15 protein-coding genes are annotated in these 14,877 nt (G+C 40.3%); 7 read left to right on the top strand and 8 right to left on the bottom strand.

Features of this window, described 5'->3' with window-relative positions; all coding sequences use genetic code 11:
- Positions 1-434: 434 nt before the first annotated feature.
- Positions 435-575: a hypothetical protein gene (locus J8M01_RS19790; RefSeq protein ID WP_211059078.1), complete on the bottom strand. Its 141-nt coding sequence runs from the start codon at positions 573-575 to the stop codon at positions 435-437.
- Here J8M01_RS19790 and ribA point away from each other — a divergent pair.
- Genes ribA through J8M01_RS19760 form a run of 6 tightly spaced genes read left to right on the top strand, consistent with a single transcriptional unit; the run spans position 567 to position 7,218 of the window.
- Positions 567-1,832 carry a GTP cyclohydrolase II RibA gene (gene ribA, locus J8M01_RS19785; RefSeq protein WP_211059077.1) on the top strand — a complete coding sequence of 422 codons (1,266 nt, stop codon included), beginning with the start codon at positions 567-569 and terminating at the stop codon, positions 1,830-1,832. The two genes, J8M01_RS19790 and ribA, sit on opposite strands and share 9 nt — an antisense overlap.
- Positions 1,832-3,229 (top strand): hypothetical protein, encoded by a 1,398-nt coding sequence (locus tag J8M01_RS19780; protein WP_211059076.1) that lies wholly within the window; start codon positions 1,832-1,834, stop codon positions 3,227-3,229. The genes ribA and J8M01_RS19780 overlap by 1 nt, the downstream gene beginning before the upstream one ends.
- 13 nt (positions 3,230-3,242) lie before the next feature.
- Positions 3,243-5,078 (top strand): WD40 repeat domain-containing protein, encoded by a 1,836-nt coding sequence (locus tag J8M01_RS19775; protein WP_211059075.1) that lies wholly within the window; start codon positions 3,243-3,245, stop codon positions 5,076-5,078.
- Complete coding sequence (locus tag J8M01_RS19770; RefSeq protein WP_211059074.1) at positions 5,071-5,850, top strand: hypothetical protein; 780 nt, start codon at positions 5,071-5,073, stop codon at positions 5,848-5,850. Before J8M01_RS19775 ends, J8M01_RS19770 begins: the two co-directional genes overlap by 8 nt.
- 12 nt (positions 5,851-5,862) lie before the next feature.
- Positions 5,863-6,375 carry an HAD hydrolase family protein gene (locus tag J8M01_RS19765; protein WP_211059073.1) on the top strand — a complete coding sequence of 171 codons (513 nt, stop codon included), beginning with the start codon at positions 5,863-5,865 and terminating at the stop codon, positions 6,373-6,375.
- Positions 6,376-6,429: 54 nt separating this feature from the next.
- Positions 6,430-7,218 carry a sulfotransferase gene (locus J8M01_RS19760; protein ID WP_211059072.1) on the top strand — a complete coding sequence of 263 codons (789 nt, stop codon included), beginning with the start codon at positions 6,430-6,432 and terminating at the stop codon, positions 7,216-7,218.
- Between the two features lie 78 nt (positions 7,219-7,296).
- On the opposite strand, the gene J8M01_RS19755 is transcribed toward J8M01_RS19760, so the two are convergent.
- The 7 genes from J8M01_RS19755 to J8M01_RS19725 form a co-directional block, all read right to left on the bottom strand.
- Complete coding sequence (locus J8M01_RS19755; RefSeq protein WP_211059071.1) at positions 7,297-8,802, bottom strand: hypothetical protein; 1,506 nt, start codon at positions 8,800-8,802, stop codon at positions 7,297-7,299.
- Positions 8,803-9,256: 454 nt separating this feature from the next.
- Entirely contained in the window at positions 9,257-9,754 is a 498-nt protein-coding gene (locus tag J8M01_RS19750) for an ATP-binding protein (protein WP_211059070.1), read from the bottom strand.
- Positions 9,755-10,037: 283 nt separating this feature from the next.
- Positions 10,038-10,457 (bottom strand): hypothetical protein, encoded by a 420-nt coding sequence (locus tag J8M01_RS19745; RefSeq protein WP_211059069.1) that lies wholly within the window; start codon positions 10,455-10,457, stop codon positions 10,038-10,040.
- Positions 10,458-10,802: 345 nt separating this feature from the next.
- On the bottom strand, positions 10,803-11,099 hold the full coding sequence (locus tag J8M01_RS19740; RefSeq protein WP_211059068.1) for a hypothetical protein: 297 nt from the start codon (positions 11,097-11,099) through the stop codon (positions 10,803-10,805).
- 244 nt (positions 11,100-11,343) lie between these two features.
- Positions 11,344-11,790: a hypothetical protein gene (locus J8M01_RS19735; protein WP_211059067.1), complete on the bottom strand. Its 447-nt coding sequence runs from the start codon at positions 11,788-11,790 to the stop codon at positions 11,344-11,346.
- A 117-nt stretch (positions 11,791-11,907) separates the two neighbouring features.
- A complete protein-coding gene (locus tag J8M01_RS19730; protein ID WP_211059066.1) occupies positions 11,908-12,375 on the bottom strand; it encodes a hypothetical protein in 468 nt (155 codons plus the stop codon).
- 180 nt (positions 12,376-12,555) lie between these two features.
- Entirely contained in the window at positions 12,556-13,179 is a 624-nt protein-coding gene (locus J8M01_RS19725) for an AAA family ATPase (protein ID WP_211059065.1), read from the bottom strand.
- A gap of 1,113 nt (positions 13,180-14,292) precedes the next feature.
- On the opposite strand from J8M01_RS19725, the gene J8M01_RS19720 reads away from it, so the two are divergent.
- Positions 14,293-14,877, top strand: a 585-nt coding sequence (locus tag J8M01_RS19720; RefSeq protein WP_211059119.1) for a dihydrodipicolinate synthase family protein, incomplete at its 3' end; no start/stop codon positions are given.

The raw sequence follows: 14,877 nt of genomic DNA, 5'->3' as shown, positions 1-14,877 counted from the left end.
CCCTTTCACTCCGTTAATTTGATTCATGCACGTACCAACATCTGAGCTGACCCCATAAGCCGGCCATATAATTTGCGGTGAGCGCCATCGTGATACTAAATAGGCTTTTTCTGCTCTATACCTAACACATTGATTACAAGAAAGTGCTTAATGATAATTTTATAACTCATTTGATTAAGTATGTATATACAGTGCAACTGCCAAACATATTCAACCTATTATTTACATAAAATAAAACCCCTCCTCCGCTTTTGTTTTTTTGCCCATTGATATTCGCCTTTTTGAACAAAAAGAATAAAACCCAAAATTTCAGCTACCGTGAATGGCGGAGTAACACGACCTGAACGCCTAAAAAATCAAATGAATCAACTGCTAAAATTAACAGTCTCGCTGGTACTCGTTTGTTGTAATGGCCTGTAATACAAATAATCACTTTAAGCATCTACATTCACTTGAGCAATATGAACTTGGGTAAACACCCCCAACAACAGCCCAATAGCCACTGAGAAAATTCCTGACCATCGACCAAAGGAATATAGATTAAGTAAGTTAAATGAGGTGAATAAATGCGCCATGAAGCAACAACCCTATTACCAACGGAGCTAGGCACTTTTAGTGTCAGAATCTATCGGAACAAGCAAAATCAAGAAGTCACAGCTATTTGTGCCGGCGATATCAACGGCCAAAAAGATTTGCCAGTTCGTGTTCATTCAGCCTGCTTTACAGCTGAAGCCCTCGGTTCGCTGAAGTGTGATTGTAAACAACAACTTGATTTTGCACTGGACTATATTGCCAAAAACGGGGGCGTTGTATTGTACTTACCGCAAGAAGGCCGTGGTATTGGTCTGAGTAATAAGATCCGTGCGTACGCACTACAAGAAAAAGGTCACAATACCATAGAAGCAAACCGCATACTTGGCTTACCGATAGACAGTCGAACCTATGAAGATGCCCGAGACATCCTCAATCACCTCAATGTCATTTCGATTCGGCTACTGACCAACAACCCATTGAAGTTGAAAAACCTCAGTGAACTTGGCATCACTGTATCAGGTCGAATTCCCATCGTCTGTGAAGCCAATTTTCACTCAGCGGCATATCTAGAAACCAAACAACAACACATGGGCCACCTCATAAAAACAGAGCAACACAGCGCAAGCTCAGTATCAGATAATAAGTCCGCCACTGACCGCCCTTTTATTCACGTGAATTTTGCTATTGATAGCCAAGCTTGCACCGCGGGTAACAATGGTGAATCTATTTCCATCTCATGCCCGAAAGACTGGCAACGGGTTCATGAGTTAAGAGAAAAATATTGTGCTGTCGCTGTTGGCGCAAAAACTTGGCTAAACGATACGCCAAAACTAACAGCTCGACACAATATTTTAGGCAGAGAGCCAATAAAACAACCCGCTAGGATCATTTTTTCCGGCCAACATTACTGCCCCTTAAACAACGAACAAAACGAGAGAAAAACCTATATTATCGGCCATGTCAAAAACACACTGACCACTGAACATACTTTGATCACGGCGTTAGATCACCAACTCGCTCACCCATTGGCACAACTCAATGAACACGGCATTCAGTCAATCCTAGTTGAAGGGGGGCTACAGCTTGTTAATTCCTTTATCAAGCAAGGTGTGGTCGATTTACTCACCATTTATGTACGCACAGTCTGTATTACAAGTGCGATTAGAGCTGCCACCGAAGTACTTCCAGGGCTCGCTGCCGATGAAATAACAGCCTGCTCGTACGGTGAAGGGATCTTATTATCAGCGTCTATGTCACAGTCACTCCATACCCAAACAGAATACGGGGTGGCCATATAATGAATGAGCTAATCTTTGCACTACTCAATCAGGAATCACAGCAAGCTAAATATGACCAGAAAAAGCTAAGAGCGCTGACCCTCGCTTGGTCACGCTATGGCTATCATGGCAATGTGATAGAACACAACAATATTGATCAGCTCCTTACAGAAGCCGCTCACACTTCTGCACGTTATTGCTTGATACAACATGTTGGTCATGTTATCGATGAGCAATGGTATTTATCTCATTGGCGCCAAGAGGGTTTCTATCAAGGTATACAACGTATAATCAGCGGTCCCAATTTTCTCGTCGCCGGAGAGCCCATTATCACTGAGCACGACACCTGTGGTCTAAATACTGATTGTCTACTCGTGAACTTAGCGTGCTATCGACAACTGGCACACCCTAAATTTGGCGATACTGAAGCAAAAAACCATTGCATCACCCATCATGCCGGGTGGCACTTTATTCAAGCCAGTTTCGAGCACAACTTACCCTTGATCCGATTTGGTGAGTCCATTAATAACTGCCGATTTGATCTAGCCAAAGAATCACAGAACAATCAATTTGGCCAACTAATAGGTCTGCCCGTTGATAAAATTGACGATACCAAAGGCCTTTCTCGAGCTCAAACTGAGTTTATACAGCGGATCAAAAAGCAGCTAAACAATGCCCAAAAAGGCGCTTTCTTATTTAATATTGAATCTTATCAAGATCTGGTTCAAACAAATAATAATCCCCTTGATGCGGTATTTAGTGTCGCTGCTGGCTTTAAACCTTATCGCATATTGTTTACACAAGGATTTCATGAAAACACACACGTTGTGCTATTTGACTACAGCTTAAAAGCTCTAGAAATTCGCCGCTACATTATTGAGCATTGGGATGGAAACAACTTTCCTGATTTTGTTCGTCAGTTATTTAAACACTTTCCGGAACCAGAGGTATTTTATCAGCTCTGGTACGGCGCAACGCCCAGTACTCTAGACTGGCATGATATGGAATCTCTCTGGCAGCAGGAATTAGAGAAATGGGGCGGTCCAGAAGCATTCCAGACACATTGGCAGCAGTGTCGCCAGTTACCACATCAATATTTACATTGTGATTTATTGCAAGATAGACAAAATTTGCTGAAAGCATTGAGTGAGTATAACGCCAGTTATATTTGGTGGAGTAATGCGTTTTTTACCATTTACAGTCATTGGCACTATAGCGCAGCAGAGCGCAAGGCACATTATTTGGACTGGATAACTGAATTGTCAAACACCGCACCTAATTGCCAAATTAATGGTGCTGACCACAATAATATCGCTGTAAATAGCCTAAGTGCACAACAATATTTTCAAGTGTTTAATCAGCACCAATATGATCAATTAACCCCTCAGAAACATCACCACATTGAGATGCTATTTTAGCAAGGAATTATATATGGAAACGACATCATTTGTACGCCACCGAGGCCCTATTACCTGTGCAGCACAGATCCCTAATAGCACCAAAATTATCACATCAGGGTATGACAGTGCTGTTGCTCTTTTCGATATAAACAGTGCGCAAGTGAATTTGTTAGGGTATCACGCGCACTTGGTTAATCGAGTGACCGTCAATCAAACCGGCAGTTACGCGGTCACTGCCTCATCAGACTATAACTTATACCTTTGGGACCTTAATAAACAGGAACTCGCTTTGGTGCTCAAAGGACATGACGATGATGTAGAAGACTTTGTTTTTATTAGCGATGAGCTCGGTGCCTCTGTATCACGAGATTGGCGCATCATTATTTGGGACCTGACCCAAGGTGCCATTAAACGTATTATTCTCGGCCATGAAAAAGATGTACTGTCAATTAGTTACCTAAACGGCAAACTCTACACGTCGGGTGATGATATGACTTTGCGAATTTGGGATGTAGAAACGGGTGAGGCGCTAGCAAAAATAGGGCCTTTTGACACTGAAACTGACACCTGTGCAATAGATGCGTTACATAATCGGGTGGTATTGGGTTGTGATGATGGTGTCATCCGAATTTTTAATATCAATGATAATCAACTAATTGCAGAAATTCCGGGGCACCATTCAGCCATTAAAAAAGTCGCGGTGTCACCCGAAAATGGGGATATTCTTTCCGCCGCCTACGATCAACAGATCTTAATTTGGGATCACACAACGTTTCACCAAAAACAAAAACTGGCCAGCCACCCAGCCCTATGGGAGCGCTCTTTTAATTGGTCTACAGACGGTAAAAATATCGTCGCGGGTACTTTTGATGGCACCGTAATAGTATGGAATGCGCACTCAGGAGAGTGCATTCATGAGTTGGGTGAAAACTCACAATCACCAGGTAACCCTTGCTTTAACGATCTGGCTTCTAAAAATGACCAGCAGCTTGTCATGGTCAGTGATGACGGCGTGGTCCGTATTGGCGTGTTAGATGAACATAACGCCAGTTGGCAAGCCAAACAGCTTCCAGAACTCGGTAGAGTTTTAATGAATGCCGTGGCTTTTTGCCCAACCAGACAAAATGTCATTACTGGGGCACATAATCAACATTTATACCTGTTTCAGCAAAACGCAGAAAACCTCAAGCAAACCTCATGTATTGCGCTCAATGAAGGCCCTGTTAACAGCATTCGAACTTCACACTTAACCGCTCATCAAGGTGAAATTTTTGTAGCTTGCTACAGCGGGACGCTTGCTCATTTAAGTCATGATGGGGAGTTACTCAATAAGATCCCCGCACATGATAATGCAATTAAAGCGTTGGCACTTCATCCAACTCGTGCCATTGGGGTTAGCTGTTGTGCCGAAGGCACTCTCATGAGCTGGGACTTTAATGGCAAATTGTTAAAAGAATATAAAGGTCATACTGCTATCATTGATGATGTTGACATAGACCCTTCTGGTCAATTTATTGCTAGCACAGGGCGAGATTTTACTCTAAAAATACATGGTATCGACGATGGTATTTTATATCACACCATACATTTAGGGCGACGCTCGCCTAAATCATTGTGTTTCATTTCTCCAGAAGTGGTTATTGTCACTAACTACTGGGGAGAGTTATTGCGCGTTTCATTAAAAGATGGCGCTATTATCAGAGAAACAATCGCCCAAAACGGGATCAGTTCTATCATTAAGCATGGCAAGCATTATGCTGTATCGTCTTATGATGGCGCGATTTATCTCATTGAGCCACAAAAACTCAAGGTACTAAATTCGTTACGCTCGATGACACAACAAGTGGAGGCACCCGCCTTTGCGTGATTATAAGACACCACATTGCCGCTTTATCATATTAGCCGCGCCTCGCAGCGGCAGTAATATGTTAAGTAGCATGCTTAACTCACATCCCTCAGTATTATGCCACCACGAATTGTATAACCCTGAGGGAATTCATTACGCATTGTCACTCAGAGACACCGAGTTCAGCTTAGCCATCAACCAACAACAGCGAGATAAAGATCCACTCGGTTTCCTTGCACGAACTTGGGCACATGCTCAAGGTATGCCTTGCGTCGGGTTTAAGATGACGCATAAACAAAATCAGCAGGTGTTTGATTATGCGTTAAATGATCCAAGTATCAAAAAAATCGTCTTGCATCGTAACAATCAAGTAAAAGTCCATGTCTCGAAATTGATTGCTGAAAAAAATGGCATATGGGAAAGCTATGGTCTGCAAGAGCACGCCCCAACAGTACGCACTTTGCCGATTGGAAATACCAGTACGCAAGTAACCGTAGAATTAACCAAGCTAGAGCAAGACATCGCGATGAATCGAGCATTTTATCAAGAAATAACAGACCGCTTGACGCAGTCAAAACAGCCTTATCTTAAATTAGAATATGAAACCCTCACACAGCAAGACACCCTAGAAAAACTGTTTTATTTTTTAGCAATAGCGCCTCATGCATTAACAACGCGCAGCCAGAAACAAAACCCAACGGATCTGAAACACAATATCGACAACTTTTCAGCACTATTACGTCAAGTCCAAGATGATGAACTATATCGTCAACTCACAGATAACATCACTTAACAGGAGTTTACCTTGCACCCACAAGCCACAAAAATCAAAATAGTCATTCTCGATATTGACGGTGTTATGACAAATGGCCAAGTAGGCTACGGCGCTAACAACGCTATCAAGTTTTTTGATTCCAAAGACGATCATATGATCAGAATGACCATCAGAGAAGGTTTGCCCGTTGCGATCATTTCCGGTCGTAATGATCAAGCAAACCGTAACCACGCTGACGAGCTCGGTATATCGCCTTGCTACTTTGGCGAAAAAGTAAAGCTGAATGCATTTAATACCCTCCTGAATGACCTCAACTTAACCGCCGAACAATGTGTGTACATAGGCGATGATGTCATGGACATTCCGTTGCTAAAAAGATGTGGTATAGGCGTTGCGGTGGCCGATGCCAGTGACGAAGCCAAACAATACGCAGATATCATCAGCCAAAACCGCGGCGGTCACGGTGCTGTCCGTGAAATACTCGTGCAATTACTCAAAGCACAAAATCGCTGGGATAGCGCTATGGCAAGGTATTTAGACTAATAATGATCGTTTCAGTTATAAAACACCATAAATAGAAATTGGGGCCTTATTCCGATGAGTTATCAAAAGTTTGTTATTATCTCCTATCTTCGCTCTGGGACACATTTACTACGTACCGCATTAGAGTCGCACCCTCATATCGTTTGTCAAACGGAAGTGTTTAATTCCGATAACCCTAACTTACCCTACTCGTTAAGCCTGTCTTCACAGCAAGTATTGGATGATTGGGTATATAATAAGATCCCTACTCAAACGAGCCATGTTGGTTTTGTATTGCAAGCCTACCACCCTTTTTCCTTAAAAGCGTTTCCGGGTATTAAAGCCAATGCACGATGGAATGATATTTGGACTATTCTCAAAGAAATCCCTGATTTGAAGGTGATTCATTTACGTCGAGAAAATTTGCTACGACGGCATTTATCCCATGTTCGAGCCCGAGATAGCCAGCAATGGCACAATTGGGACGCACGGCAATTACAACATATCAGTTTACTAGAAGCCCCACCTAACGCGCATATTGATCAATATAAAAAACCAAGCACTTCTTTAACATTGGATGAAAATAGACTGCATCAAGACTTTACCGAAGTTAATGAGTGGCACCAACGTGCCGAATTACACTTTGGGGATCATCATACTTGTGATGTGCTTTACGAGTCGCTGCAACATAACTTTCAAAATGAATGCGCGCGTGTCCTAAAGTTTTTAGGGGCAAGCCCTTACACACTTTCTGGAGGTGTACGTAAACTAGAAAATAGACCATTATCTGAATGCATAACAAACTATCACATACTTAAAAACACATTCGCAGGCAGCCCATGGCAACATTACTTCGAAGATTAAACTCTTAATAACTTAATAGACTAAGACGATAAAAAACCACGGTAGCTTGGTCTACCGTGGTTTATGGTATCACTGCAATCACTTTTCAACATTAAGTGGAGTGATGCTGCTAAATATATGGCTCACATCAAATGCTTCTTGTGGTGGTGTTGAGGTAGACGGTAAGGTAACGCCATGACAACCAAAGCAGTTAATTGGCTTAAAGCTCACCGGTGATGTTGATGACGCCTGATGGAATGTTTCCATTGTGGTGTTGGCTAATGACAACGAGCCACGTAACTCGTCGCTGCTACCATTTTTTGGGATCTCACCTCTTGCCGTCCAGATACTCCCTACTTGGAAGTAATTGGCACGCACGTCTCCCACACCTTTCAGCCAAGGTAAAATAGAGTGGTTCAGCGAGATCAAATCTGTGTTGTTACTCACTATCTCTTTGTCTTTATTGTTTGGCTCACTTCCCCAAGGGTCTTGACGAATAACATTGTTTTCTTGGATTTTGCTATCATTAATAGCAACAATATCACCAACATTGCAGGTTTTTGCGATTACACAGTTCGTTTTACTACCAGCAACAACTTGATACTCATTCACTTTGGTGGTCGACTTAGTATTACTTTTTGTAAAGGTCCACTTTCCTTCTGAATCAAACTCATGTTCAACACGCTTACCTTTATTATTGGTGTAATAGAAGTCTTGATCAGGTACATTGTCTAAATGTTCAAATGTGGCCCATACCATTTCAGGGTGGCCATTCACTGTACCCACAACATGCATGCCCACTAGCGCTAGCTTTTTACTGACAGCAGAATCTGCTTGCAAGGCCCATTTGGTATCACTGACTTTTTTATACCAAGGCACCATAGCATCTATGACTAAATACTGACTGGCATCAACGGTGCTAGCATCAACCCAAGAAGTTTTGATCTCCATCACCAACGCTTCACCATCTTTAAAAGAGCGCCCAGCAAAATCTTCAACTCGGCGCAGCCCCTGAATTGTGTTGGGGAATTCGGTTGCAATGTCAGTCCCTTTAAATGCGCCGGCTTGTTCACCTGTGCGGTAATAAGCAAACACATCATTGACGTTAATGCCATAATAAGTGAGTGAATCTTGCTGTGAAATAAGAACCCCTGAGCCACCCGCTTGCCCCGTACTATCAATCGGATCGTCATCTTTTAAGGTGCGTATATTAAAGTTGTTATTCAATGTATCAACTGAATTGCTGAGCATTTTAAAGCCACTACCTGAGTGAATAACATCATAGAAGCTAGGGCCATCAAATACATAAGCATTGCCCACTGGCGATGACAGCCACAAAAACATTTGTGCACCCCATTTGTAAAAATCACAACGGGAGTTACCATCAAAATCAGCAAACACCGGGTCTAAACTATTCGCAGGCCACACCATACCCCCTTTTGTAATATCACCTTGTGCGAACCATTTATTTAAGGTTGTTTCAGACACCGTGCAGGTTTCTTGTGCATCGGTGGGAATTTGAGTTTCAGCCTGACTCACTGCGCTTCCTACTAACAAACTTGTGTAAATAAGGCCCAGTGACGGTTTAAAGAATTTTCTAGCCATTAACTTTCTCCATGAATATTAACACTATTTCAAAGCTACTTTGCTGGTAACGAAAAATCAGTTTCAACGGTTGATTTTCCTTTGTGTGGTTATCTGAGATCAAATAGATAGGAAGTCACAATACATATGCAGGTGTCGGAGCTAGGTAAATCAGAACGACAATATGTGTTCGATAGTGGATTAGTTTCCCTACATCGACAATGCACTTGCCAAATTGCTTAGCTTCCAAATCATATTAAAATCTCTAAATAAGCATAAGCGCTAGAGTTGGAAAAAAGTATTACAGGCAATTACAGGGGTAAACTGAGTGAATTTACTAGAAACTTCGGCTGTGCAGCTCCACTCACAAATAGAAAGAAGAAATCAACATGAGGGGCGGCATGTTGAGAAAATACAATCAAACACGAAAATATCACTGTAAGCGCCATCGATAAATTGATGGCTCTCATGCCCATTAACCGCTTTTTATCGTCACCTTAAAATGTTGCTGGTCGTTGATATCTGGTTCTTCAAAATACTGAGTAACGTGATGAAACATGGCTTCAGTATCAAAAGCAGCCCGAGCGGGTTGTTCAATACGCCTTTGTGCTATGTGCTTTAAACAGGTTTCATCGCTGACTTTTAAATATATAAGCTCGGCTTTTGCACCCACTTCTGAAGTCAGCGTGTTAAACCATGCACGTTGCTTTTTAGTATTGCCTGGAAAATCCATGACTACATTTGTGCCAGTGCTTAATATATTTTGCACATGTTGTTTTACTAAAGGTCTCAATCGCCCCGAGAAGCTAATATAATCTTCAAATGAATTAATTTGGCTCGGATATAGTATTGATAACCACTCATCTTCACTAATAAGTACTGCATTGTGGGCTGAGGCAACGATTTTAGATTGAGTTGATTTTCCAGCTCCCATTTTAGCGCAGAAAAATATCACTGTTCCTCTGTGTGTCATAAGACCCCCCTGCTACGTAGCATAAAATAGTGTACCTTAAACTACGTTTTTTATTGATTGACCTTATTGCTAGTATTACTTGCCCCAATTACAGTCGACGCCCATATAACGCAGAACGCTAAATACTTCATACTTCTCCCTGTTTTAATCTGTAATGAGTAATGCTTCAATAAACAAAACAGCTCACCCAGAAGCGTTATACACAATCATAAAGACTTCACTTTTTGGCTGCTATCGTGTGATACATATATTGAAGCCCAACTTGAATCCGCTCAGACTTTTCTCATAAACTTGCCCATTGCCGCTTTAACCCTATGAGGTGTACAACACCAAAAAACAAACAAATAATAGAACTCCACATCCAAAACTCAGGCGAACGCCCCATTGGAGAAGTCATGAAGAAAAACCCTGCCACCCCTCGAGCTAAATAAACCATTGTGATCAATATAAGCGCTAAGCGAATTAAAGGCAGCTTGAAAATAACACCTGCCGCAGAAAATGCGTACAACGACCACGTAGAAAGAACGAATACTATTCCGCTCGTGATTAAGGTTGGCTGAATACTTCCTTGTTCAGAAAGAAGCGCCATTTGTTCCCCTGCACCAAAGAAACGATACCAAGTTGCACCAAAATAGATACAACCTAAATGCAAGAGCGCTGCAATCGCACTCAATGTGCCAGCAGCGATTAAAAACATATTCATATCTTAAAAACCTCCCTGTAATTTAATGAACCAGTGCAACTACCCGCACTCATATGGCCTTAATTTATGGATTCACCATATCGGAGTTCCTATTTTTATTCAATTGTTTAACTATTTCTTGATAGTGACTATCAAATCTCAAAATTAAAACTAGGCCTCAAATTAAAGCATGACGGCACATAATGATCACTTTTATTATCTGTTTAATATTATGACGCAAGGCATTTGATCCCTTTTCAGCCATATTTTATGTATGAGATTTTAGTGATTTATAATGAATAACCTTGCTTGGAAAACAGTTAATTAACATTGAATGCCTGTTGACAGACTTAAGGCTTCTATATGCTATGCATCATTTTTCAACAACCTGTACAAGGTATCCATACGTTTATTTATCCGCCTACTTTCATGGAATATTTCAGCTGAAGTGCCAAAAATCAGCAGAAGTAATACATATGAAACCGGTTGGTCTATAACCTCAGGGAATAACCAAACGACAAAGAACAACGATATAATTGTACTCAGCAACCTCAAAACGCTGCCTCGTAAACTGGGTCTAAGGTTGTTAAATTCGTCCTCTAAAGCGAGCTTTTTATTGAGCTTATCCAACTTTATTTGCGCTTCAACTCCATGTTTATCCATACCTAACAATCCTTCAATACTTACAACATCATGATTACATGAAAAAATACAGTTAGTTAGAGTAAATGACGAAAGAAGAAAAGCCAACTGTATTTTGTTATTGTTTGATTTATTGTGCCACTACAATGCGGCCCAAAAAGCACGCCTTCTTAGAAAGATTACGGTCTGTAAATTATTTATAGCAACGGCTCAACACGAACATGAGTAGATGTATTTCGGGCACAAAAGCAGCTAGATATAAATACTAACCACGCAATTGTGATGTAATAGACGCTTGAACTGATTTTTCATATTCATTATCGCTAACCAAATCGAGACACAACTCCTTGGTACAATAAGAAACAAACTTTATCGGTTTATTGTCAGGGTTTTTAGCCGTTAGCTCATAGAGCGTATAAGACTTAAACTGACTTTTATTTACGACAACATCAGTTGAACTCTTCTTAAAATCAGCCACTAAATCTATATTATTTAAACGAAAATTATAAAAATACATACGCTGAAAAGAATCTTTACAGGCATACAAAATTGAAAAATCCTGCGCAACTAAATCTGCCATTGCTTTACAGCTTGAATCTAAAGTCAAAGGATCTGGCAGTATTTTTACAACAACGCCTCTCTCCTCTTTAGCTGATAGATTAAAAGCTATGAACAGTAGTGCTATGGTGAAAACTATGGTGAAAACTTTCATTGAACCTGCCTTGTATTTATAATCCTCAATAAGGGGAAATCTACTAACGATAAATCTATAGTTTCTAAAATGTTGAACGCAGTGAAAACGAGAGTGTAATTTAACTGCTTTATAGCCTTATTCGCCAAGCCATTTAAATTTGGCATCTTTAATTATTTTATTAAATTCAGCCTGAGTGATTTTACCATCAGCTAAATCCTCTTCTGCGGGCCAAGCAACCTTCTGATATTCGTATTCTATAGCAGCAAGAACATAACCCAACTTTCTTTCAGTAATCCTGTTCTGATGGAAATGTTGCATCGCGAGTTTTTTATTCCATGACTCACCTGCTGGAGGTTGTGGCAAAGTAAAATCAAGGGTAAGGAGCCTTTCGTCTGATATATTGAAACCTTTTGCTATTGACTCTTTGGCGCATTCGTAAAGCATATAATCAATAGAATCTTGAAGGCCATAAAAATGCCAATCAAAACCAGCATTGCATCCACCTACGATTTTTCCCTCTTGGTCTGTAATATCTATGACTCTTTCGGCGCAACCTGAAAGGAAAAATAAGACTACAGTTATCTTTAACAAATTTCGATACATCAATAAGCTCTTATAAACACATAACGAGCCAGTAGGATTACTCGTTTTAATATATTTTTATTTATGTCTCAACTTTAGCTAAACTTCTACTTTCATTCAATAATTTAGCATCTAAAAACCTATAAAAAGTCCTGTCCATAGCAATTAAATGGCCGTTACACAGAACCTGTTACAGGCTCGTTATGTTCGACTTTTTACGAAGCGACTCATTGCGTTTAATACTTCTAAACTGTTTAATTTATTAGCTGGTTTATCTAAGTTTGCAATTTTATTTGCTACATTACTAGGCTTATCGGATTTAATGAACTCAACATAATTAGAACTTACACCACGCATAGCTTCAAAGTATTCAGATTGTGGCTCAATAAGATGCAAATGTTTATCAAAATGTCTTCTAGAACGTGTTAGATCAGACTCCTTTCTTTTACTCAGCTCAGAATGCGATGAATTAAGTACAATATATTTATTTGGAAATTCGATATCGCCCCTCTGAATTTTACAGTGGTAAAAATCAAACACCTCATTTAATGGTTGAAGGCCGTCATTAGCAAATATCCAGTTATACCAAACAGGTTGGAATGGATCTCCATCTAATACTGCAATACCTCCTTTTTTTGATACTTCTCGTGCCAATTTCCACCTATCTATTTGGCGCTCAAAATACCAAGTACTTGATTCGTTTGTCGACCTTTTAAAAAGTTCATTTACTTCAGCGACTCTTATATAGCCAAATTTCTGTTCTAATAACCTACTCACTGTAGTTTTGCCTACGGCACTCGCGCCTTCAAGGCAGATAATACTCATGAACTCTCCGAAGAACATAACGAGCCTGTAGAATTACTCGTTTAAATTTATTTTCTTGAGGTATCAACCTTAGCTAGATTTCTATTTTTATTCAATTATTTAGTGACTTTCTAGAGTGTTATTCATTATTTTATTTGAGCGCTGTTTTATAGGTCTTTTGAGGCTGGTTTCCGTGGCTTTATTTTAATTAAAAAGATCCTACTCTTTTAAGGTACCCTGTTTTGTCGCTTTTTCTATATTATGCACCAAGCAATACAACTGCCGTAGCGCGTTTACTCTCGATTACCACCGTAAAGTCCGTTTACTCATATCTGTGTTGAGCGTAATATTTCGCTTATTACCTTAAGGAGAGCAGGCTCGATGTACTCAACTGATGAGCACTCCTATGTAAAAAGCACTTTTCGCCCCATTGGGCTATCTATTTTAGCCTTCATTTTAAAACAACACGTGCCGACATATTTTCATTAGAGTTTTTCACATGCATTACTGTTGCAGTAGGTCTATTTGATAGTCTTTTAAATAACCACGGACTTGTGTATATTTTCGACTATGACTTTTTACATTAACGCCGCTTCACCAGCCTAATCATGGTTATATCGTTGGCCATAACAATTTACCGAGGGTGAATGCTCTCTAATTAATCACAGTAACATGCGCGTTCAAGTTTAAAAAAGAACAACCTAGAATGCCGAGAACCAATTCCTTAAAGAATTCGTTCTACAGCCTCATAGCCATAAGCGGTGAGTGATTGTTGACTAAAATGGGAGGATTACCGAGCCAACCGTTACGAATCTGACTTTAAGGCTCTGTTGTCAATACAAAGGTAGGCTTTACAACTTCAATTGAAAAAACTTTTCCACTAGAGGGAGTTTGTTTTAATAAAAGGTTCAAATGGCAGTGCAATGATTGAATACGCTCAAAAAATCAATAAAAATTAAAGAATTAAAAGGTCTACTAAAGTTGACCTGTAATACACTTTAAGCGTTTGATTTAAGCCTATTGAAGACGTAACCCAATAATTTTCCGGCTTTGCCGAAAGTAATTTAATTGATGCACCTTTTATTGTATAATGTATACAATAAAAACTGTATCCGTTAAATAAGAGGAAATATGATGGAAACAAATAATACAGATTGGCGATATACGGTTATGCCGGCCGTGTTTACTTGGCTTAAAGAGTCAGAAAACGGTGCCCTTGAAATTGACTTTGATGCAACACAAAAATACGCAGCAGATATTTTAAAAGTTCAGGGAAAAGGCGGAAGCCGAATGGGTGGACTTGTCGGCTCTGGTACCCTAGGTGAGAATAGCTACCTAAGCTCTGAACAGCGTCTTTCTTTACTTAAAGCCCTTTCTGATATAGCTAAAGAGTTCAATGTGCCATTAATCAGTGGAGCAGCGGCAGAAACTAAAGAAGAGATTGCCAAAATAGTTAAAGAACTCGCAACAGTTGGCGTAGATACCGTGATGGTCATGCCGCCAAAGACTAAAGAAGTGCCTTCTGATGAAGAAATGTATGCATACTATGCACTTTCTGCAACGGCTGCAAAAGAAGCGGGCGTAACAATTATGCCTTATAACAACCCTGATGCAGCGGGCTATCATGCAATTTCAACTGACCTTCTAAAAAGGCTTGCTGCTCTGCCTGAGGTAACTGCGCTTAAAATATCGACGACAGACGTTTCAGTAATTGAAACA

The sequence above is a fragment of the Pseudoalteromonas sp. MMG005 genome, from assembly GCF_018101015.1.
GTDB lineage: Bacteria > Pseudomonadota > Gammaproteobacteria > Enterobacterales > Alteromonadaceae > Pseudoalteromonas > Pseudoalteromonas aurantia.
The sequence above is the reverse complement of the archived record's forward strand: the minus strand, read 5'-3'. Positions and strand labels throughout refer to the sequence as shown.